Here is a 19778-nt window from a genome sequence, read left to right on the forward strand (position 1 = left end):
GCAAACTACGAATACCGAAGAATGTTATCACGGGAGACACACGGCGGGTGCTAACGTCCGTCGTGAAGAGGGAAACAACCCAGACCGCCAGCTAAGGTCCCAAAGTCATGGTTAAGTGGGAAACGATGTGGGAAGGCACAGACAGCCAGGATGTTGGCTTAGAAGCAGCCATCATTTAAAGAAAGCGTAATAGCTCACTGGTCGAGTCGGCCTGCGCGGAAGATGTAACGGGGCTAAACCATGCACCGAAGCTGCGGCAGCGACACTATGTGTTGTTGGGTAGGGGAGCGTTCTGTAAGCCGTTGAAGGTGTGCTGTGAGGCATGCTGGAGGTATCAGAAGTGCGAATGCTGACATAAGTAACGATAAAGCGGGTGAAAAGCCCGCTCGCCGGAAGACCAAGGGTTCCTGTCCAACGTTAATCGGGGCAGGGTGAGTCGACCCCTAAGGCGAGGCCGAAAGGCGTAGTCGATGGGAAACAGGTTAATATTCCTGTACTTGGTGTTACTGCGAAGGGGGGACGGAGAAGGCTATGTCAGCCGGGCGACGGTTGTCCCGGTTTAAGCATGTAGGCGGAGGTTCCAGGTAAATCCGGTACCTTATTAACGCTGAGGTGTGATGACGAGGCACTACGGTGCTGAAGTGATAAATGCCCTGCTTCCAGGAAAAGCCTCTAAGCATCAGGTAACACGAAATCGTACCCCAAACCGACACAGGTGGTCAGGTAGAGAATACCAAGGCGCTTGAGAGAACTCGGGTGAAGGAACTAGGCAAAATGGTGCCGTAACTTCGGGAGAAGGCACGCTGATATGTAGGTGAAGCCCCTGCGGGCGGAGCTGAAATCAGTCGAAGATACCAGCTGGCTGCAACTGTTTATTAAAAACACAGCACTGTGCAAACACGAAAGTGGACGTATACGGTGTGACGCCTGCCCGGTGCCGGAAGGTTAATTGATGGGGTTAGCGGCAACGCGAAGCTCTTGATCGAAGCCCCGGTAAACGGCGGCCGTAACTATAACGGTCCTAAGGTAGCGAAATTCCTTGTCGGGTAAGTTCCGACCTGCACGAATGGCGTAATGATGGCCAGGCTGTCTCCACCCGAGACTCAGTGAAATTGAACTCGCTGTGAAGATGCAGTGTACCCGCGGCAAGACGGAAAGACCCCGTGAACCTTTACTATAGCTTGACACTGAACACTGGTCCTTGATGTGTAGGATAGGTGGGAGGCTTTGAAGCGTGGACGCCAGTCTGCGTGGAGCCAACCTTGAAATACCACCCTTTAATGGCTGGTGTTCTAACGTGGACCCGTAATCCGGGTTGCGGACAGTGTCTGGTGGGTAGTTTGACTGGGGCGGTCTCCTCCCAAAGAGTAACGGAGGAGCACGAAGGTTGGCTAATCCTGGTCGGACATCAGGAGGTTAGTGCAATGGCATAAGCCAGCTTGACTGCGAGCGTGACGGCGCGAGCAGGTGCGAAAGCAGGTCATAGTGATCCGGTGGTTCTGAATGGAAGGGCCATCGCTCAACGGATAAAAGGTACTCCGGGGATAACAGGCTGATACCGCCCAAGAGTTCATATCGACGGCGGTGTTTGGCACCTCGATGTCGGCTCATCACATCCTGGGGCTGAAGTAGGTCCCAAGGGTATGGCTGTTCGCCATTTAAAGTGGTACGCGAGCTGGGTTTAGAACGTCGTGAGACAGTTCGGTCCCTATCTGCCGTGGGCGCTGGAGAATTGAGGGGGGCTGCTCCTAGTACGAGAGGACCGGAGTGGACGCATCACTGGTGTTCGGGTTGTCATGCCAATGGCACTGCCCGGTAGCTAAATGCGGAAGAGATAAGTGCTGAAAGCATCTAAGCACGAAACTTGCCCCGAGATGAGTTCTCCCTGAGACTTTAAGTCTCCTGAAGGAACGTTGAAGACGACGACGTTGATAGGTCGGGTGTGTAAGCGCAGCGATGCGTTGAGCTAACCGATACTAATGAACCGTGAGGCTTAACCTTACAACGCCGAAGATGTTTTGGCGAAGAGACGAAATTTTCAGCCTGATACAGATTAACAGAATTTGCCTGGCGGCTTTAGCGCGGTGGTCCCACCTGACCCCATGCCGAACTCAGAAGTGAAACGCCGTAGCGCCGATGGTAGTGTGGGGTCTCCCCATGTGAGAGTAGGGAACTGCCAGGCATCAATCAAGTGAAGAGGCCATCCGGAAGGATGGCCTTTTTGCGTTTGTTTGCTGAAAAACGGCAGGCCGGGCAAGGCGAAGCCGCCACCCGGCAGATCTCAGACTGCACACCACGCCAAAATAAACGCTGCAATCCCCTCCACATTATTCAAATCCAGAACCGGTACTTCCAGCGACAACGCAACGTCACTGGCCACGGCAATCACATGCTCATCCAGCATTAGTTCGCTAACATCATGCCCGGCGCCGTTTCTGAACAGCAAGATCTTAGGCACGGCCTCATGCTTAAACCCCTCAACCAGCACCAGATCCAGCGTGGAGTGATCCATCCGGCTGACAAGATAAACGAGATCCAGCGGTGCTTCATCCGGTGTTTCTGTCATTAACGCCCAGCGCTGGTTACTCGCCACCATCGTTTGTGCAGCGCCAGCCTTACGCAGCTCATAGCTATCTTTCCCCGGCTTATCGACATCCATGTTATGGTGCGTATGCTTAATCAATCCGGGACGAATGCCTTTGGCGCAAAGTGCTGGTATTAGTTTTTTTAGCAGCGTAGTCTTCCCGGTGCCACTCCAGGCAGAGATCGCTAATACGGGTATCATTTCTTCTCCTGCATTATCTGCAAATCTTCCGTCGTGTTTACATTCACAAACGCCGATTTCATGTCGCTGAAATCAACGGAATGCCCTCCGGACTGACGCATAAATACCATGACGCGCCGCTCTCCTGCGGCCAGGTAATCTTCCAGCGCGGATATTAACGAGCGATTAATCAATGCGATCGTTGGATGGTCGCGTTCACCGTCGTGTACCCAGACGACGGGAGCACCACCGCGCCGCTGCACCAGACGTTCAACCAGGCAGGACGGGATGAAGGGCGTATCACAGGAACAAAAGAGAAACCACTCTCCATGCGACTGCTGCATAACGGAAAGCATTCCCGCCAGCGGACCGGGGTGGTCCACCAGGTTATCCTGATAAACCGGATACCCGCTGCGCTGATAAATATCAACATGTCGGTTAGCGCTGATCGCCATCGAGGACACCTGATCTGCAAGCGTATCAGCAACATGCTGCCATAATGGTGTGTTATTCAGGAGCTGAAGCCCCTTATCCTTTCCGCCCATACGCGTTGCCCTGCCCCCGGCCAGAACAACTCCGATGATTTCCTGGCATTGATTCACGAATATCGCCTCTTTTATTGTGGGATTGACCCTGCTAACGTGTCTCTCTAAATGAAAGGAGCACTACCATGAAATGTAAACGTCTTAATGAAGTCATTGAGCTTCTCCAGCCGGCCTGGCAAAAAGAGCCAGAGCTGAATCTGATGCAATTTTTACAGAAACTGGCGAAAGAGTCAGGTTTTGATGGCGAACTGGCAGACCTTTCTGACGACATCCTGATCTACCACCTGAAAATGCGTGACTCGGCTAAAGATGCTGTTATTCCTGGCATTCAGAAAGATTATGAAGAGGATTTTAAAACCGCATTACTGCGTGCCCGAGGCGTAATTAAAGAGTAAAAGCTTGTAAGCGGAGCCACCGAAATCGCCACAAGATGATATCCTGAATCATTCGTATAATTTCCGGATGATCGGATGAACGACCAGGCTTTTACTTTCCAGACACTACACCCGGATACCATTATGGATGCGCTGTTCGAACAGGGTATTCGGGTGGATTCCGGGTTAACCCCTTTAAACAGCTACGAAAACCGTGTCTACCAATTTCAGGACGAAGAGCGCCAGCGCTTTGTCGTAAAGTTTTACCGTCCACAGCGCTGGTCCGCAGAACAAATTCAGGAAGAGCATCAGTTTGCCCACGATCTGCTGGATGACGATGTTCCCGTTGCGGCACCCATTAAATTCAATAACCAAACGCTGCTGACCCATCAGGGCTTTTACTACGCGGTATTTCCGAGCCTGGGCGGAAGACAGTTTGAGGCAGATAATATCGATCAGATGGAATGGGTTGCCCGCTATCTGGGGCGCATTCATCAGACGGGACGTAAAAAACCGTTTGTTGCCCGTCCGACGATTGGTGTTCAGGAATATCTTGTTGAGCCGCGACAGGTATTCGAAACATCGGCGCTGATCCCGAATGCGCTAAAGGATAATTTCCTCACGGCGACCGATAAGCTTATTGATGCTGTAAAAGCCTGCTGGCGGGATGATATTACTACTCTGCGCCTGCACGGTGACTGCCACGCCGGGAATATTCTCTGGCGCGATGGCCCACTATTTGTCGATCTTGATGACGCACGTATGGGACCCGCGGTGCAGGATCTGTGGATGCTGCTCAACGGTGATAAAGCCGAGCTGCGCATGCAGCTTGAGACCATAATTGAAGCTTATGAAGAATTTAGCCCCTTTAATTCAGACGAAATTGCCTTGATAGAACCTTTACGTGCGATGCGATTTGTTTATTATCTCGCGTGGTTAATCAGGCGTTGGGAAGACCCGGCTTTTCCCCGAAATTTCCCCTGGCTTACCGGGGAGGATTACTGGCGCAACCAGATATCCACATTTACCGCGCAGGTTAAGGTTCTACAGGAACCCCCTTTGCAATTAACGCCGATGTATTAATTGGACACACCCAGGAGAGAGTTAATCATGAAAAAAATTTGGCTGGCGCTGGCTGGTATGATTCTGGCATTTAGCGCAACTGCTGCGCAGTTTACCGACGGCAAGCAGTACATTACGCTGGACAAGCCTGTTGCTGGCGAGCCTCAGGTGTTGGAGTTCTTCTCCTTCTACTGCCCGCACTGCTACGAGTTTGAGCAGGTACTTCATGTTTCTGACAACGTGAAGAAAAAGCTGCCGGAAGGCACCAAAATGACGAAATACCACGTTGAGTTCCTTGGCCCACTGGGTAAAGATCTGACTCAGGCATGGGCGGTCGCGATTGCGCTGGGTGTGGAAGATAAGATCACCGCGCCTATGTTTGAAGCCGTACAGAAAACCCAGACCGTACAAACTACGGCAGATATCCGTAAAGTGTTCGTGGATGCCGGTGTTAAAGGTGAAGACTACGACGCTGCCTGGAACAGTTTCGTGGTGAAATCTCTCGTGGCACAGCAGGAAAAAGCTGCCGCTGACTTCCAGTTGCAGGGCGTGCCGGCGATGTATGTTAACGGCAAATACCAGGTGAATATGCGTGGTATGGACACGACCAGCATGGATATCTTCGTACAACAGTACGCTGATACCGTGAAATACCTGGTTGAGAAAAAGTAACAAACATAAAGAAAACCGCCGGTCACTGACCGGCGTTTTTGTATGAAGATTTAATCTTCGCTATCTGCTCGTCTTTCTCTTTCCAGAGTGTATTAAGCCAAAGCTGGAAACGACGTTTGAAGTTTTTATCGTTGACGTAATCCCCGTGCAGCTCAGTATTGACGGGCACCAGATCAACGCGGACAACGATACGCGTCAGCCTGCCGCTGAGCATATCGTAGAACGGCGTCCTGTCGTTTTCCGGATAGCAGAGCGTTACGTTTAACAATTTATCGAACTGCTCACCCAGCACGTTGAGCGCCATTGCGATACCCGCAGCCTTTGGCGGCAACAGGTTCTGATAAGGAGAGCGAGTTTGCTGGCGCTTCTCTTCGGTAAAGCGCGATCCTTCGACGAAGTTAACAATGGTGGTGGGATGCGCGCGAAACTTCTCGCAAGAACGGCGCGTGGTTTCCACGTCCTTACCGCGGCGTTCCGGATGACGAATCAAATAGCTGCGTGAATAGCGTTTCATAAACGGCATATCCAGCGCCCAGCAGGCCAGACCAATGAAAGGCACCCAGGCCAACTGCTGTTTCAGAAAGTATTTGTTCATCGGAATGTGTTTGCGAAACAGTACGCACAATACAACGATGTCGGCCCAGCTGTGGTGATTGCAGATCAGCAGATACCAGTTCTTTTTGTTCAGCTTCTCCAGCCCCTGAACATCCCACTTCAGCCAGGGGTTCAGATGCAGCAGGATCGCCAGCCCTTCACACCAGCAGTACATCATAAAATTACAAAAAGCAGACACCGCGCGCCATACCGGAGGGACAGGCAGCAGAAGTTTAATTATTCCGGCAACGATGATTGGCACAGAACAGGCGATGGTAACCAGAATAGTTAAAATGACGCTTAACCATAATGTTATCGCTGCGAGTATTCTCGACATAATGAATTTATTCAGATAGTTAGCTGTAATTGAGCAGCCGGCTATCCGGTGCTGGGCGCCGATCTTATCAGAAATTCGCTCAGACCAGGGCGGTTTCACACCAGGAGGCTGCGGCTTTTCCTGCCAGGCAGCGAATTTTTGCATATAGACAGAGTGCTTAAGTCTTATATCCACATAGACTAAATAAACATCAGTGAAGCGCGATCTTAAGTGATCTTATAGCAATGCTTTGATTTTATTATATAAATAAGTTTTCAGTATCACTTTTATAAAGCTGTTATTCACCTGTATTAAAAATATGCACAAACTTATCCACAGTTTTGTTTTGCGAGCGATCTTCCCGATCGCAAAATCTTTTTCTGTATAAAGCGCTAAAACCTGATGTTTTCATCCTTCTGTGGCATCCTTTACCCATAAATTCATAAAAGGCACGGACATTATGGTTCAGATCCCAGAAAACCCACTTATACTCGTCGATGGCTCTTCTTACCTGTATCGGGCGTATCATGCGTTTCCTCCTCTGACCAACAGCGCAGGGGAACCTACCGGCGCAATGTACGGCGTGCTGAATATGCTTCGCAGCCTGATTCTGCAATACCACCCAACCCATGCGGCCGTGGTGTTTGATGCGAAGGGTAAAACCTTCCGCGATGAATTATTTGAGCATTACAAATCTCACCGTCCCCCTATGCCTGACGATCTGCGTGCGCAAATTGAACCGTTGCACGCTATGGTGAAAGCGATGGGGCTGCCACTGCTGGCGGTCTCAGGCGTTGAAGCTGATGACGTAATTGGTACCCTGGCGCGCGAAGCGGAAAAAGCAGGCCGCCCGGTTCTGATCAGTACCGGTGATAAAGACATGGCGCAGCTGGTAACGCCCGGGATCACGCTGATCAACACCATGACAAACACCATTCTTGGCCCGGAAGAAGTGGTCGCCAAATATGGCGTGCCGCCAGAGCTCATTATTGATTTCCTCGCCCTGATGGGCGATTCCTCGGATAACATTCCTGGCGTACCGGGCGTAGGCGAAAAAACAGCTCAGGCGCTGCTGCAAGGGCTGGGCGGGCTGGATACGCTGTATGCAGAACCCGACAAAATTGCCGGTCTTACCTTCCGTGGCGCAAAAACCATGGCCGGAAAGCTCGCCGATAACAAAGAGGTGGCTTATCTCTCCTATCAGTTGGCCACCATCAAAACTGACGTAGAGCTGGAGCTTACCTGCGAGCAGCTGGAAGTGCAGGAACCCGCCGCCGCCGAACTGCTTGGCCTGTTCAGAAAATACGAATTTAAACGCTGGACCGCGGATGTTGAAGCCGGGAAATGGCTTCAGGCGAAAGGGGCTAAACCTGCGGCGAAGCCGAAAGAGACCATCGTTGTCAATGCCGAAGAGCAGGCAGAAGAAGAGGCGGTAGCGCTCTCCTTCGACAACTATGAAACCATCCTTGAAGAGTCACGGCTCATCGCCTGGATTGAAAAGCTGAAAAAAGCGCCAGTATTTGCTTTCGATACCGAAACGGACAGCCTTGATAACATTACGGCTAATATGGTGGGCCTGTCATTCGCAACGGAGCCGGGTATTGCAGCCTATGTTCCGGTGGCTCACGACTATCTGGATGCGCCGGAGCAAATCTCCCGCGAGCGCGCCTTAGAACTGCTGAAGCCGATTCTGGAAGATGAGAAAGTGCTGAAGGTTGGGCAAAACCTGAAGTACGACCGCGGTATTCTGCAAAACTACGGCATTGAGCTGCGTGGTATCGCTTTTGACACCATGCTGGAATCTTACATTCTGGACAGCGTGGCGGGCCGCCATGATATGGATTCCTTATCCGATCGTTGGCTGAAACACAAAACCATCACCTTTGAAGAAATTGCCGGTAAGGGCAAAAATCAGCTGACCTTTAACCAGATCGCGCTGGAAGAAGCAGGCCGCTACGCCGCGGAAGACGCTGACGTCACGCTACAGCTGCATCTCAAAATGTGGCCGAAATTGCAGAAGCACGAAGGGCCGCTGAATGTGTTCCAGAACATTGAGATGCCGCTGGTGCCTGTGCTGTCCCGCATTGAGCGCAATGGCGTTAAAATCGACCCAACGGTGCTGCATAACCACTCTGGTGAGCTGGCGCAGCGCCTGACCGAGCTTGAACAGAAAGCTCATGAGCTTGCTGGCGAGGCATTTAACCTGTCTTCACCGAAACAGCTGCAAACCATCCTGTTTGAAAAACAGGGTATCAAGCCGCTGAAGAAAACCCCGGGTGGCGCCCCTTCAACCTCTGAAGAGGTGCTGGAAGAGCTGGCGCTGGACTATCCGCTGCCAAAAGTTATTCTGCAATACCGTGGTCTGGCTAAGCTGAAATCGACCTATACCGACAAACTGCCGTTGATGATCAACCCGAAAACGGGCCGCGTGCACACCTCCTATCACCAGGCTGTGGCGGCGACCGGGCGACTTTCGTCAACCGATCCTAACCTTCAGAACATTCCGGTGCGTAATGAAGAGGGCCGCCGTATTCGCCAGGCTTTCATTGCGCCAGAGGATTATCTGATTGTCTCCGCGGACTACTCGCAAATCGAACTGCGTATTATGGCGCACCTGTCACGCGACAAAGGCCTGCTGACGGCCTTTGCCGAAGGGAAGGACATCCACCGGGCAACCGCTGCCGAAGTGTTTGGGCTGCCGCTGGAGAGCGTGACAAACGAGCAGCGTCGTAGTGCAAAAGCGATCAACTTCGGTCTGATTTACGGCATGAGTGCCTTTGGTCTTTCACGCCAGCTCAATATCCCGCGTAAAGAGTCGCAGAAGTATATGGATCTCTACTTCGAGCGGTATCCGGGCGTGCTGGAATATATGGAACGTACCCGCGCGCAGGCGAAAGAGAAAGGCTACGTTGAAACGCTGGATGGCCGTCGTCTCTACCTTCCGGACATCAAATCCAGCAACGCCGCGCGCCGGGCTGGTGCTGAACGTGCTGCGATCAACGCCCCTATGCAGGGCACTGCGGCGGACATCATTAAACGCGCAATGATTGCCGTCGATGCCTGGCTCGAAAAAGAGAAACCGCGCGTGAAAATGATCATGCAGGTACACGATGAACTGGTCTTTGAAGTTCATAAAGACGATCTGGAGACGGTCTCTCAGAAGATCCATGAACTGATGGAAAACAGCATGAAGCTGGACGTACCATTGCTGGTGGAAGTGGGTAGCGGCGAAAACTGGGATCAGGCTCACTAATGGTTATCGGAATAACGCGCGTTTTATGTAAGTAAGCAACATAAGTACGCGCGTTTTGTGACGATCATTAGAATTCCCTATGTAAAGAATGAAAAAAAACTACAAAAAGTGCTTTGTCCAGCGATAAAAAAAGAGTAGAGTTAACGACGTAGGGTACAGAGGTAAGATGTTCTATCTTTCAGACCTTTTACTTCACGTAATCGGATTTGGCTGAATATTTTAGCCGCCCCAGTCAGTAATGACTGGGGCGTTTTTTATTGCGGCAAAGAAAGTTTCAGGCGAAAAAAAGCGCGGTCATCGCCGCGCCTGTTGTTACTCTGCTTCCGCTTCAGTCGCCGGTTCCAGATCGTTAAACCAGCTGTCGAGCTTCTGTCGCAGTTTATCCACGCCCTGCTTTTTCAGCGAGGAGAACGGTTCAACCTGTACATCACCGTTGAATGCCAGCACCGCTTCACGAACCTTGTTCACCTGCGCCTTGCGCGCGCCGCTCGCCAGCTTATCTGCTTTTGTCAGCAGCACCAGCACCGCAATATCGCTTGCCACCGCCCAGTCAATCATCTGCTGGTCGAGATCTTTTAGCGGATGACGAATATCCATCAGCACCACCAGACCTTTCAGACACATGCGTTTTTCCAGGTATTCACCCAGCGCACGCTGCCATTTGATCTTCATCTCTTCCGGTACCTGCGCGTAACCGTAGCCCGGTAAATCGACCAGGCGTTTGCCTTCAGCCACTTCAAACAGGTTAATCAGCTGAGTACGGCCAGGTGTTTTTGAGGTACGCGCCAGGTTTTTCTGATTGGTGAGCGTATTCAGGGCACTGGATTTTCCCGCATTGGAGCGGCCAGCAAATGCCACTTCAATCCCTGTGTCTGAGGGCAGGTGGCGAATATCGGGCGCACTGGTGACAAAATGCGTCTGTTGGTAGTTCCAGGTAGTCACGTGGTCGTCTCCAAAAATCGTAATCTGCGGGGATTATACCTGAATGCGGGCAAAAGGCTTTTCCCTTCGTCATTGACATGTAAGTGAAAGCCCTACGGAATGTAAGAGATCTGCCCTTAAGCGTATGAGAAATTTAAGAGAAATCGCAGGCGCTAAAAAACTCAAAATATTAAAATTCAAAGAGTTATTAATGAGTAATTATCTGAAAATCCGGTTTTGTACCTTTTCATAGCTTGTTAGTTTAAGGGAACAAGGTAAAGTGTGTGCCAGGGCGAGGATGCCAACAGGATAACGACTTAAGGATAAGGGTCAGGAGCGCCAGGAGGCGAAGACTCAGGATTGTCAGGACGACCGGCGCCTGGAGGCGTTTTTAACAGGAAACGGAACCGTATCACGGACGGTAGTAGCCAAGGGATAAACAGGGTTTGTTGCAGGCAAACAGGGAATGTCTGACCCGTTAAGGGTTGTGAGTCAGGAAAAAAGGCGACAGATTGCTCTGTCGCCTTTTTTCTTTGCTTGCTTTCTGCTAGATTTCGCCGCAATTCTATACTGAAGAAAACGACTTAAAGATAAAACATCATGAAAAAACCGACCTCCGCTGCGGGCGTGAAACGCCCTGCAAAAGCACGCCGCAAAACGCGCGAAGAACTGAATCAGGAAGCGCGCGATCGCAAACGCGATAAAAAACATCGTGGCCATGCTGCGGGTAGCCGTGCTAACGGTGGCGGTGCCGCAGGCGCTTCTGCAAAAGGCAAACAGCAGAAAGATCCTCGTATCGGCAGTAAAACTCCCATTCCACTGGGCGTGACAGACACGCCGGTCACTAAGCAGCACAAACCAAAGAGCGAGAAACCTATGCTTTCACCGCAGGCTGAGCTGGATATGCTGGAGAACGATGAGCGCCTGGATGCGCTGCTGGAACGTCTTGAAGAGGGTGAAACCCTGACCGCTGAAGAGCAGTCCTGGGTGGACGCCAAACTGGACCGCATTGATGAACTGATGCAGAAGCTGGGTCTGTCCTACGATGATGAAGAAGACGAAGAGGAAGACGAAAAGCAGGAAGATATGATGCGTCTGCTGAAAGGTGGAAACTAACATTTGCACCCGGCAGGTACACTCGTCCTGCTTATAACCCTTCCGGTTATATGTTATCTGGTGTGGTTATTCGTTAAACTACGGCGGTTGTCGCGGCGACAGAAGTGGCTGCGTACCCGAATGATGTCCCGCAACGGGACCAGAACGGGCCGCCGTATACGAACGCGACACCAACGGAAGGAGTGAGCATGTCTGTACCATCTATCGACTGGGATTTGGCCCTGATCCAGAAATATAACTATTCCGGGCCGCGTTATACCTCATACCCCACCGCGCTGGAGTTTTCTGATGCTTTCGGCGAGGCGGATTTTCAGCAAGCTGTGGCGCGCTATCCCGAGCGCCCGCTGTCGCTCTACGTCCATATTCCGTTCTGCCATAAGCTCTGCTACTTCTGCGGCTGCAATAAAATCGTTACCCGCCAGCAGCACAAAGCCGATCAATACCTCGATGCGCTCGAACAGGAAATTCTGCACCGCGCACCGCTGTTTAAAGGGCGTCACGTCAGCCAGCTTCACTGGGGCGGTGGTACGCCAACTTATCTGAATAAAGCGCAGATCAGCCGCCTGATGGCGCTGCTGCGCGGCAATTTTAGTTTTAACGACGACGCCGAAATTTCGATCGAGGTCGATCCGCGTGAAATCGAACTGGATGTGCTGGATCATTTACGCGCCGAAGGTTTCAACCGCCTGAGTATGGGCGTACAGGACTTCAACAAAGAAGTACAGCGCCTGGTAAACCGCGAGCAGGACGAAGCGTTTATCTTTGCCTTACTCAACCATGCGCGTGAAATCGGCTTTACCTCAACGAATATAGACCTGATTTACGGCCTGCCGAAGCAGACGCCGGAGAGCTTCGCCTACACGCTTAAACGCGTGGCTGAGCTTAACCCGGACCGTCTGAGCGTCTTTAACTATGCGCACCTGCCGACGCTGTTCGCCGCTCAGCGCAAAATCAAAGATGCGGATCTGCCTTCCGCCCAGCAGAAGCTGGACATTTTGCAGGAGACCATCGCCTCGCTGACCGAAACCGGCTATCAGTTTATCGGAATGGATCACTTTGCCCGCCCTGACGATGAACTGGCGATTGCCCAGCGCGAAGGTGTTCTCCACCGTAACTTCCAGGGCTACACCACCCAGGGCGATACCGATCTGCTCGGAATGGGCGTCTCCGCCATCAGCATGATTGGCGACTGCTACGCCCAGAATCAGAAAGAGCTGAAGCTGTACTATCAGCAGATAGACGAAACCGGCAACGCGCTGTGGCGCGGCATTGCGCTAACGCGCGACGACTGCATCCGTCGTGATGTGATTAAGGCGCTTATCTGCAACTTCCGTCTCGAATTTCGCGAGGTGGAGTCGCAATGGGATCTGCAATTCAGCGATTACTTTGCCGAAGACCTGAAGCTTCTGGCGCCGCTGGCGAAAGACGGGCTGGTGGATGTGTCGGAGAGTGCGGTTGTCGTCACGCCGAAAGGACGTCTGTTGATTCGTAATATCTGCATGTGCTTCGATGCCTATCTGCGTCAGAAGGCGCGTTTACAGCAGTTCTCGCGGGTGATTTGAGCTGCAATGCCGGGTGGCGCTTCGCTTACCCGGCCTACATCTCGCACTTATGTAGGCCGGGTAAGGCGAAGCCGCCACCCGGCTTTTCATCAACAGCTCGTTAGCTAAACAGCCCAACCAGTGCCGCACACAATACCGCCGCAACGGCAGTTTGTGGCGTGTGGCTTTCTGCTGCTCCGCTCGAAAGCAAAGTCACTAATGATTCCAGCATGATGCTCCCCCCTGTTTCCGGGCACGATCATACAAAACTCATCGGAACAGTAAAGCGCAAAATAACGGCACTTTGCGCTCAATTAGTAACCTTTACACAGCGGAGTAAGATCACTCCATTCCCAGCTCTTTCAGCTTGCGCGTCAGGGTGTTTCGACCCCATCCCAACAGGCGAGCCGCTTCCTGTTTGTGGCCCTGGGTATGACGAAGCGCGGTAGTCAACAGCGTGCGCTCCATCTCAGGCTGCGCTTCGGAGAGCAGATTTTGATGACCGGAACGCAGCGCGCGATCTGCCCACTGCGCCAGCAGCGTCGCCCAGCTGTCCGGCAGCGCATGTCCGGCGGTGCTTTCGGGCACGGTGGCTTCAAACAGCTCGGCGGGGAGATCCTGAATCAACACTTCCTGTCCGGCGGCCATCACGGTCAGCCAGCGACAGGTGTTTTCCAGCTGACGCACGTTGCCCGGCCACGCCAGACGGGTGAGGGCGGCATCCGTTTCCGGATGAAGCTGCTTGGCTTCCACGCCCAGCTCGCGGGCCGCCACTTGCAGGAAATGGCGCGCCAGACGCGGGATATCTTCCCGACGCTCGCGCAGCGGCGGGAGGTGGACGCGGATCACGTTCAGACGATGGAATAAATCCTCACGGAATTTCCCCTCCTGCACGCGCAGCTCCAGGTTCTGGTGCGTCGCGGCAATAATACGCACGTCCACCTTCACCGGCGCATAGCCGCCCACGCGGTAAAACTGGCCATCTGCCAGCACGCGCAGCAGTCGGGTCTGAACATCCAGCGGCATATCGCCGATTTCATCCAGGAATAGCGTTCCGCCGTCAGCCTGTTCAAAGCGTCCCTGACGAATGGTATTTGCCCCGGTAAACGCCCCTTTTTCGTGGCCGAACAGCTCAGATTCAATCAAATCTTTGGGGATCGCCGCCATGTTCAGGGCGATGAAAGGCGCTTTCGCCCGCGGGCTGTGGCGATGCAGGGCGTGCGCAACCAGCTCTTTACCGGTCCCTGATTCACCGTTAATCAAGACGCTGATAGACGAGCGCGACAGACGCCCGATGATGCGAAACACGTCCTGCATGGCCGGCGCTTCACCGATGATGTCCGTCGTAGGCCCGAAATCCGGCGCGTGGCGGGGCTGCTGTTGCTCCTGATAGTGGCTGATGGCGCGTTCGACCAGGGCAACGGCTTCGTCGATATCAAACGGTTTTGGCAGGTAATCAAACGCCCCCTGCTGGTAGGCGCTAACGGCGGCATCCAGGTCGGAGTGGGCGGTCATTATGATGACCGGAAGCATGGGGTGGCGCTGTTTGATCTGCTTTAAGAGCGCCAGTCCGTCCATGCCCGGCATGCGAATATCCGAGAGCAGAACGTCCGGCGTTTTGGTGGTGAGTGCGTCGAGCACTTCGCTGCCGCTCTCAAATGTCGTGCAGCTTAATCCCGCTCCTGTGAGCGCGCGTTCAAGCACCCAACGGATGGAGCTATCGTCATCGACTACCCAGACTATCCCTCGTTGCATAAACGTCACCTTTATTTTTTAATCGGCAGGAAAACCGAAAACTCGGTATGTCCCGGCCAACTGGTAAATTCAATTTTGCCGGAGTGTTGGTCAATCAAATTACGGGCTATGGATAACCCCAGCCCGGTGCCGCCTTCGCGACCGCTGACCATCGGGTAGAACAGGGTGTCCTGGAGATGCGGCGGGATCCCCGGCCCGTTATCTTCCACATCAATACGTGCCGCCAGACGATAACGCACGCCGTGCAGCGTCAGCTGGAACGCGGTGCGGGTACGCAGAATAATTTCGCCACCCTCCGGGCCTAGCGCCTGCAACGCGTTACGCACAATGTTCAACAACACCTGTTCAATCTGGTCCGGATCGTGCGCCAGCTCCGGCAGGCTTGGGTCGTAATCACGCACCAGCGTGACGTTATCCGGCAGCTCCATAGAGACGAGTTTCACCACCCGCTCCGCCACCTTGTGAATGCTTTCTGAAACATGCATCCCCGGCTGCTGCGGCCCGAGCAGGCGATCGACCAAATTACGCAGACGGTCCGCCTGCTCGATAATGACGTTGGTATACTCCGCCAGGGCAGGGTCAGGCAGCGCTTTGGTCAAAAGCTGTGCCGCACCGCGTAAGCCGCCCAGCGGGTTTTTAATTTCATGAGCCAGCCCGCGTACCAGGTCGCGCGCCGCAATCTGCTGAGCATGCTGTAGCTGCTCCTGGCTGAGACGACGCTGGTTATCCATCGGCGCCATTTCCAGCAGAATCATGCCATCTGGCAGGCGCTGTGCGGTGAGGGACAAAATATGCGAGCGTCCGTCAATCACCAGCGTCACTTCGTTATCGGTGAAGCCCTGACCCGCCTGCAAACTCTCCTGCATCAGACCAATATTCAGCGAGAAATAGCTCAGCAGTTCAGGCAGCGGCGTGCCAAACAGTTTACGGGCGCTTTGAGCGAGCAGCTGCTGCGCCGCCGGGTTGGCGTAATGCACCGCCAGCTCGTCGTCGACCAGCAAGATACTGTTAATCAAAGAATTGAGGATCTGCCCAGCATCGGGCAGCGTGCCAGTTGCCATTCAGCAGTCTCCTGGAGTCGTTGCACTATTTTAGTGCAGTATAGCGTTTTAGAGGTAAAAAGCGCGTGAGATCAGGTTGTTGGTGGAGAAAAAAGCCCATCCGAAGATGGGCTAAAGTTTCCACGGCAACTACTCCCGACGCGTATGCGCCGGGTAAAACAAATCAATTAAACGCTGTAGTACAGTTCGAACTCAACCGGGTGCGGCGTCATGCGAACGCGGTCGTTTTCTTCGGTACGCAGCGCGATGTAAGCGTCGATCGCTTCATCGGTGAACACGCCGCCAGCGGTCAGGAACTCGCGGTCTGCGTCCAGCGCTTGCAGGGCTTCTTCCAGAGAGCCGGCAACCTGTGGGATCTCTTTCGCTTCTTCTGGCGGCAGGTCGTACAGGTTTTTGTCCATGGCTTCGCCCGGGTGGATCTTGTTCTTGATACCGTCCAGACCGGCCATCAGCAGTGCTGCGAAGCACAGGTATGGGTTAGCCGCCGGGTCCGGGAAGCGCACTTCGATACGACGCGCTTTCGGAGACGCCACCACCGGGATACGGATAGACGCAGAACGGTTACGGGCAGAGTAAGCCAGCATCACCGGTGCTTCGTAACCTGGGACCAGACGCTTGTAGGAGTTGGTGGTCGGGTTCGCCAGGGCGTTGATCGCTTTAGCGTGCTTGATAACACCGCCGATGTAGTGCAGCGCCTGCTCAGACAGACCCGCATATTTGTCGCCAGAGAACAGGTTGGTGCCGTTCTTGGACAGGGACATGTGGCAGTGCATACCGGAACCGTTGTCGCCGAACATGGGTTTTGGCATGAAGGTCGCGGTTTTACCGAAACGGTGCGCAACGTTGTGCACAACGTATTTGTAGATCTGAATCTCATCCGCTTTTTTGGTCATGGTGTTGAAGCGGGTTGCGATTTCATTCTGGCCAGCCGTTGCCACTTCGTGGTGGTGCGCTTCAACAACCAGGCCCATCTCTTCCATGATCAGACACATGGTAGAACGGATGTCCTGTGAAGAATCGACCGGAGGAACCGGGAAGTAACCGCCTTTCACGCCCGGACGGTGACCTTTGTTACCACCTTCGTATTTGGTGGAAGAGTTCCATGCGCCTTCGATGTCATCGATAGCGACGTGGGAACCAGAAATGGAAGCACCAAAACGGATGTCATCGAACAGGAAGAACTCTGGCTCTGGCCCGAACAGAACGGTGTCTGCGATACCGGTAGAACGCAGGTACTCTTCAGCGCGTTTTGCGATGGAGCGTGGGTCACGGTCATAGCCTTGCAGCGTGCCAGGTTCCAGGATATCGCAGCGGATGATCAGCGTAGGTTCTTCGTAGAACGGGTCAATGAGCGCAGTGGTTGCATCTGGCATCAGAACCATGTCGGATTCGTTAATGCCTTTCCAGCCGCCAATGGAGGAGCCGTCAAACATTTTGCCTTCTTCAAAGAATTCGGCGTTCACCTGATGAGCAGGGATCGTGACGTGCTGTTCTTTACCTTTGGTATCGGTGAAGCGCAGATCAACAAACTTCACTTCATGTTCGTTCAGCATCGTCAAAACGTGTTCAGCGGACATACTTAACTCTCCAGATTGGTCATTGTCGTCGTGGTAACGAGGTCTTCAAATCGGCTGGGCTGCCATATTTTTACTGTATTTCTGTAAAGCGAAATCTGTGCCAACTTTTAAAACACCCCAAAAAGGCGTTATCATGCGCACCATAGTGCAGAAGGGCTGCACCACATTGGATTTGTTGCACCATTATAGTGCTTCTGTGTGAACATCGAGCACCATATTGGTGCAATTTACGTTAAAGTGCCCTTTTACCGCTCCGTGAAAGCGATCACAAAGCATCTCTGCAATACTTGTTTGCGGGGGATGTTTGTGATCCTGTTTTGTAGTGCGATTAATCCGTGTACAATAACGCGCTATTTCTAAATGCCTGAGGCAAAGTTGTGATCGAAAAATTGCGTAATATCGCCATCATCGCGCACGTCGACCATGGTAAAACTACCCTGGTTGATAAGCTGCTACAGCAGTCCGGTACGTTTGATGCTCGTGCCGAAACTCAAGAGCGTGTGATGGACTCCAACGATTTGGAGAAAGAGCGTGGGATTACCATCCTCGCCAAAAACACCGCTATCAAATGGAATGACTACCGTATCAACATCGTTGATACCCCAGGGCACGCCGACTTCGGTGGTGAAGTTGAGCGCGTGATGTCCATGGTGGATTCCGTGCTGCTGGTGGTTGACGCATTTGATGGCCCTATGCCGCAAACGCGCTTCGTGACCAAAAAAGCATTTGCCCACGGCCTGAAACCTATCGTTGTGATCAACAAGGTTGACCGTCCTGGCGCGCGTCCTGACTGGGTTGTTGACCAGGTCTTCGACCTGTTCGTTAACCTCGACGCGACCGACGAACAGCTGGACTTCCCTATCGTTTATGCGTCTGCGCTGAACGGTATCGCCGGTCTGGATCACGAAGACATGGCGGAAGACATGACTCCGCTGTACCAGACGATTGTTGACCGCGTTCCTGCGCCAAACGTTGACCTGGAAGGCACCCTGCAAATGCAGATCTCTCAGCTCGACTACAACAACTACGTTGGCGTAATCGGCATTGGTCGTATCAAGCGCGGTAAAGTGAAGCCTAACCAGCAGGTCACTATCATCGATAGCGAAGGCAAAACCCGTAACGGTAAAGTCGGTAAAGTTCTGACTCACCTGGGTCTTGAGCGTATCGAGAGCGACATCGCTGAAGCGGGCGACATCATTGCCATCACCGGTCTGGGTGAACTGAACATCTCCGACACCATCTGCGATCCGCAGAACGTCGAAGCGCTGCCAGCCCTGTCCGTTGATGAACCAACCGTATCCATGTTCTTCAACGTCAACACCTCTCCGTTCTGTGGTAAAGAAGGTAAGTTTGTTACCTCTCGTCAGATCCTTGACCGCCTGAACAAAGAGCTGGTGCACAACGTTGCGCTGCGCGTTGAAGAAACCGAAGACGCTGATGCATTCCGCGTTTCGGGTCGTGGTGAGCTGCACCTGTCTGTTCTGATCGAGAACATGCGTCGTGAAGGTTTCGAGATGGCGGTTTCCCGTCCGAAAGTTATCTTCCGCGAAATCGATGGCCGTAAACAAGAGCCATTCGAAAACGTAACGCTGGACGTTGAAGAGCAGCACCAGGGTTCTGTGATGCAGGCACTGGGTGAGCGTAAAGGCGACCTGAAAAACATGAATCCAGATGGCAAAGGCCGCGTACGTCTCGACTACGTGATCCCAAGCCGTGGCCTGATCGGCTTCCGTTCTGAGTTCATGACCATGACTTCCGGTACTGGTCTGCTTTACTCCACCTTCAGCCACTACGACGACGTTCGTCCGGGCGAAGTGGGCCAGCGTAACAACGGCGTGCTGATCTCCAACGGTCAGGGTAAAGCGGTTGCGTTTGCGCTGTTCGGTTTGCAGGATCGCGGTAAGCTGTTCCTGGGTCACGGTGCTGAAGTTTACGAAGGCCAGATCATCGGTATTCACAGCCGTTCTAACGACCTGACGGTAAACTGCCTGACCGGTAAGAAACTGACCAACATGCGTGCGTCCGGTACTGACGAAGCAACGGTTCTGGTTCCACCGATCAAGATGACCCTGGAGCAGGCTCTGGAATTCATCGATGATGACGAACTGGTCGAAGTGACGCCTCAGTCAATTCGTATCCGTAAACGTCACCTGACCGAGAACGATCGTAAACGTGCAATGCGCGGTGCGAAAGAAGAGTAATTCGGTTATGCCGTAGGCCGGGTAAG

15 protein-coding genes, 1 rRNA gene and 3 other annotated features are annotated in these 19778 nt (G+C 53.0%); of the genes, 8 read left to right on the forward strand and 8 right to left on the reverse strand.

Annotated elements, in window-relative coordinates; translation table 11 throughout:
- The first annotated feature begins 81 nt into the window (after positions 1 to 81).
- Positions 82 to 278: a sequence feature (23S ribosomal RNA rRNA prediction is too short), on the forward strand.
- 76 nt (positions 279 to 354) lie between these two features.
- Positions 355 to 1114: a sequence feature (23S ribosomal RNA rRNA prediction is too short), on the forward strand.
- 1 nt (position 1115) lies between these two features.
- Positions 1116 to 1988: a sequence feature (23S ribosomal RNA rRNA prediction is too short), on the forward strand.
- Between the two features lie 78 nt (positions 1989 to 2066).
- A 5S ribosomal RNA gene (gene rrf / locus SK54_RS02130) occupies positions 2067 to 2182 on the forward strand.
- Positions 2183 to 2281: 99 nt separating this feature from the next.
- On the opposite strand, the gene mobB is transcribed toward rrf, so the two are convergent.
- Positions 2282 to 2785 (reverse strand): molybdopterin-guanine dinucleotide biosynthesis protein MobB, encoded by a 504-nt coding sequence (mobB, locus tag SK54_RS02135; RefSeq protein WP_048246651.1) that lies wholly within the window; start codon positions 2783 to 2785, stop codon positions 2282 to 2284.
- Positions 2782 to 3366, reverse strand: coding sequence for a molybdenum cofactor guanylyltransferase MobA (gene mobA / locus SK54_RS02140; RefSeq protein ID WP_048246652.1), 585 nt, complete (start codon positions 3364 to 3366; stop codon positions 2782 to 2784). The genes mobB and mobA overlap by 4 nt, the downstream gene beginning before the upstream one ends.
- 68 nt (positions 3367 to 3434) lie before the next feature.
- Here mobA and SK54_RS02145 point away from each other — a divergent pair, with 68 nt between their 5' ends.
- From SK54_RS02145 to dsbA, 3 genes are all read left to right on the forward strand, one after another.
- The gene (locus SK54_RS02145) at positions 3435 to 3704 is read left to right on the forward strand and encodes a YihD family protein (RefSeq protein WP_003861904.1); all 270 of its coding nucleotides are present in this window, start codon (positions 3435 to 3437) and stop codon (positions 3702 to 3704) included.
- A 75-nt stretch (positions 3705 to 3779) separates the two neighbouring features.
- Positions 3780 to 4766, forward strand: coding sequence for a serine/threonine protein kinase (locus SK54_RS02150; protein ID WP_048246655.1), 987 nt, complete (start codon positions 3780 to 3782; stop codon positions 4764 to 4766).
- A 27-nt stretch (positions 4767 to 4793) separates the two neighbouring features.
- On the forward strand, positions 4794 to 5417 hold the full coding sequence (gene dsbA, locus SK54_RS02155; protein ID WP_003861908.1) for a thiol:disulfide interchange protein DsbA: 624 nt from the start codon (positions 4794 to 4796) through the stop codon (positions 5415 to 5417).
- A 22-nt stretch (positions 5418 to 5439) separates the two neighbouring features.
- Here dsbA and SK54_RS02160 read toward each other — a convergent pair whose 3' ends face one another.
- A complete protein-coding gene (locus SK54_RS02160) occupies positions 5440 to 6348 on the reverse strand; it encodes an acyltransferase (protein ID WP_026080562.1) in 909 nt (302 codons plus the stop codon).
- Between the two features lie 439 nt (positions 6349 to 6787).
- On the opposite strand from SK54_RS02160, the gene polA reads away from it, so the two are divergent.
- On the forward strand, positions 6788 to 9580 hold the full coding sequence (gene polA / locus SK54_RS02165; RefSeq protein WP_017382666.1) for a DNA polymerase I: 2793 nt from the start codon (positions 6788 to 6790) through the stop codon (positions 9578 to 9580).
- A gap of 312 nt (positions 9581 to 9892) precedes the next feature.
- On the opposite strand, the gene yihA is transcribed toward polA, so the two are convergent.
- Positions 9893 to 10522 (reverse strand): ribosome biogenesis GTP-binding protein YihA/YsxC, encoded by a 630-nt coding sequence (yihA, locus tag SK54_RS02170; RefSeq protein ID WP_003861913.1) that lies wholly within the window; start codon positions 10520 to 10522, stop codon positions 9893 to 9895.
- 579 nt (positions 10523 to 11101) lie between these two features.
- Here yihA and yihI point away from each other — a divergent pair.
- Positions 11102 to 11617, forward strand: a complete 516-nt coding sequence (yihI, locus tag SK54_RS02175; protein WP_015569898.1) for a Der GTPase-activating protein YihI — start codon at positions 11102 to 11104, stop codon at positions 11615 to 11617.
- Positions 11618 to 11805: 188 nt separating this feature from the next.
- Positions 11806 to 13179, forward strand: coding sequence for an oxygen-independent coproporphyrinogen III oxidase (hemN, locus tag SK54_RS02180; protein WP_015569899.1), 1374 nt, complete (start codon positions 11806 to 11808; stop codon positions 13177 to 13179).
- Between the two features lie 100 nt (positions 13180 to 13279).
- On the opposite strand, the gene SK54_RS22435 is transcribed toward hemN, so the two are convergent.
- From SK54_RS22435 to glnA, 4 genes are all read right to left on the reverse strand, one after another.
- Positions 13280 to 13390: a YshB family small membrane protein gene (locus tag SK54_RS22435; protein WP_017382667.1), complete on the reverse strand. Its 111-nt coding sequence runs from the start codon at positions 13388 to 13390 to the stop codon at positions 13280 to 13282.
- Between the two features lie 110 nt (positions 13391 to 13500).
- Complete coding sequence (glnG, locus tag SK54_RS02190) at positions 13501 to 14913, reverse strand: nitrogen regulation protein NR(I) (RefSeq protein WP_003861919.1); 1413 nt, start codon at positions 14911 to 14913, stop codon at positions 13501 to 13503.
- 11 nt (positions 14914 to 14924) lie between these two features.
- Positions 14925 to 15974 (reverse strand): nitrogen regulation protein NR(II), encoded by a 1050-nt coding sequence (glnL, locus tag SK54_RS02195; RefSeq protein WP_003861923.1) that lies wholly within the window; start codon positions 15972 to 15974, stop codon positions 14925 to 14927.
- Positions 15975 to 16141: 167 nt separating this feature from the next.
- Positions 16142 to 17551 (reverse strand): glutamate--ammonia ligase, encoded by a 1410-nt coding sequence (glnA, locus tag SK54_RS02200; protein ID WP_003861925.1) that lies wholly within the window; start codon positions 17549 to 17551, stop codon positions 16142 to 16144.
- A gap of 377 nt (positions 17552 to 17928) precedes the next feature.
- Here glnA and typA point away from each other — a divergent pair, with 377 nt between their 5' ends.
- On the forward strand, positions 17929 to 19752 hold the full coding sequence (gene typA, locus SK54_RS02205; protein ID WP_006808726.1) for a ribosome-dependent GTPase TypA: 1824 nt from the start codon (positions 17929 to 17931) through the stop codon (positions 19750 to 19752).
- Positions 19753 to 19778: the final 26 nt, after the last annotated feature.

Source organism: Enterobacter sp. MGH120 (assembly GCF_001037725.1).
Lineage (GTDB): Bacteria > Pseudomonadota > Gammaproteobacteria > Enterobacterales > Enterobacteriaceae > Enterobacter > Enterobacter hormaechei_C.

Excerpts from the sequence above, each read along its gene's own strand:
- yihI (WP_015569898.1), top strand. The coding sequence starts at position 11,102 with ATGAAAAAACCGACCTCCGCTGCGGGCGTGAAACGCCCTGCAAAAGCA.
- mobB (WP_048246651.1), bottom strand. The coding sequence starts at position 2,785 with ATGATACCCGTATTAGCGATCTCTGCCTGGAGTGGCACCGGGAAGACT.
- SK54_RS02145 (WP_003861904.1), top strand. The coding sequence starts at position 3,435 with ATGAAATGTAAACGTCTTAATGAAGTCATTGAGCTTCTCCAGCCGGCC.
- SK54_RS02150 (WP_048246655.1), top strand. The coding sequence starts at position 3,780 with ATGAACGACCAGGCTTTTACTTTCCAGACACTACACCCGGATACCATT.
- dsbA (WP_003861908.1), top strand. The coding sequence starts at position 4,794 with ATGAAAAAAATTTGGCTGGCGCTGGCTGGTATGATTCTGGCATTTAGC.
- glnG (WP_003861919.1), bottom strand. The coding sequence starts at position 14,913 with ATGCAACGAGGGATAGTCTGGGTAGTCGATGACGATAGCTCCATCCGT.
- glnA (WP_003861925.1), bottom strand. The coding sequence starts at position 17,551 with ATGTCCGCTGAACACGTTTTGACGATGCTGAACGAACATGAAGTGAAG.
- polA (WP_017382666.1), top strand. The coding sequence starts at position 6,788 with ATGGTTCAGATCCCAGAAAACCCACTTATACTCGTCGATGGCTCTTCT.
- SK54_RS22435 (WP_017382667.1), bottom strand. The coding sequence starts at position 13,390 with ATGCTGGAATCATTAGTGACTTTGCTTTCGAGCGGAGCAGCAGAAAGC.
- glnL (WP_003861923.1), bottom strand. The coding sequence starts at position 15,974 with ATGGCAACTGGCACGCTGCCCGATGCTGGGCAGATCCTCAATTCTTTG.
- SK54_RS02160 (WP_026080562.1), bottom strand. The coding sequence starts at position 6,348 with ATGTCGAGAATACTCGCAGCGATAACATTATGGTTAAGCGTCATTTTA.
- hemN (WP_015569899.1), top strand. The coding sequence starts at position 11,806 with ATGTCTGTACCATCTATCGACTGGGATTTGGCCCTGATCCAGAAATAT.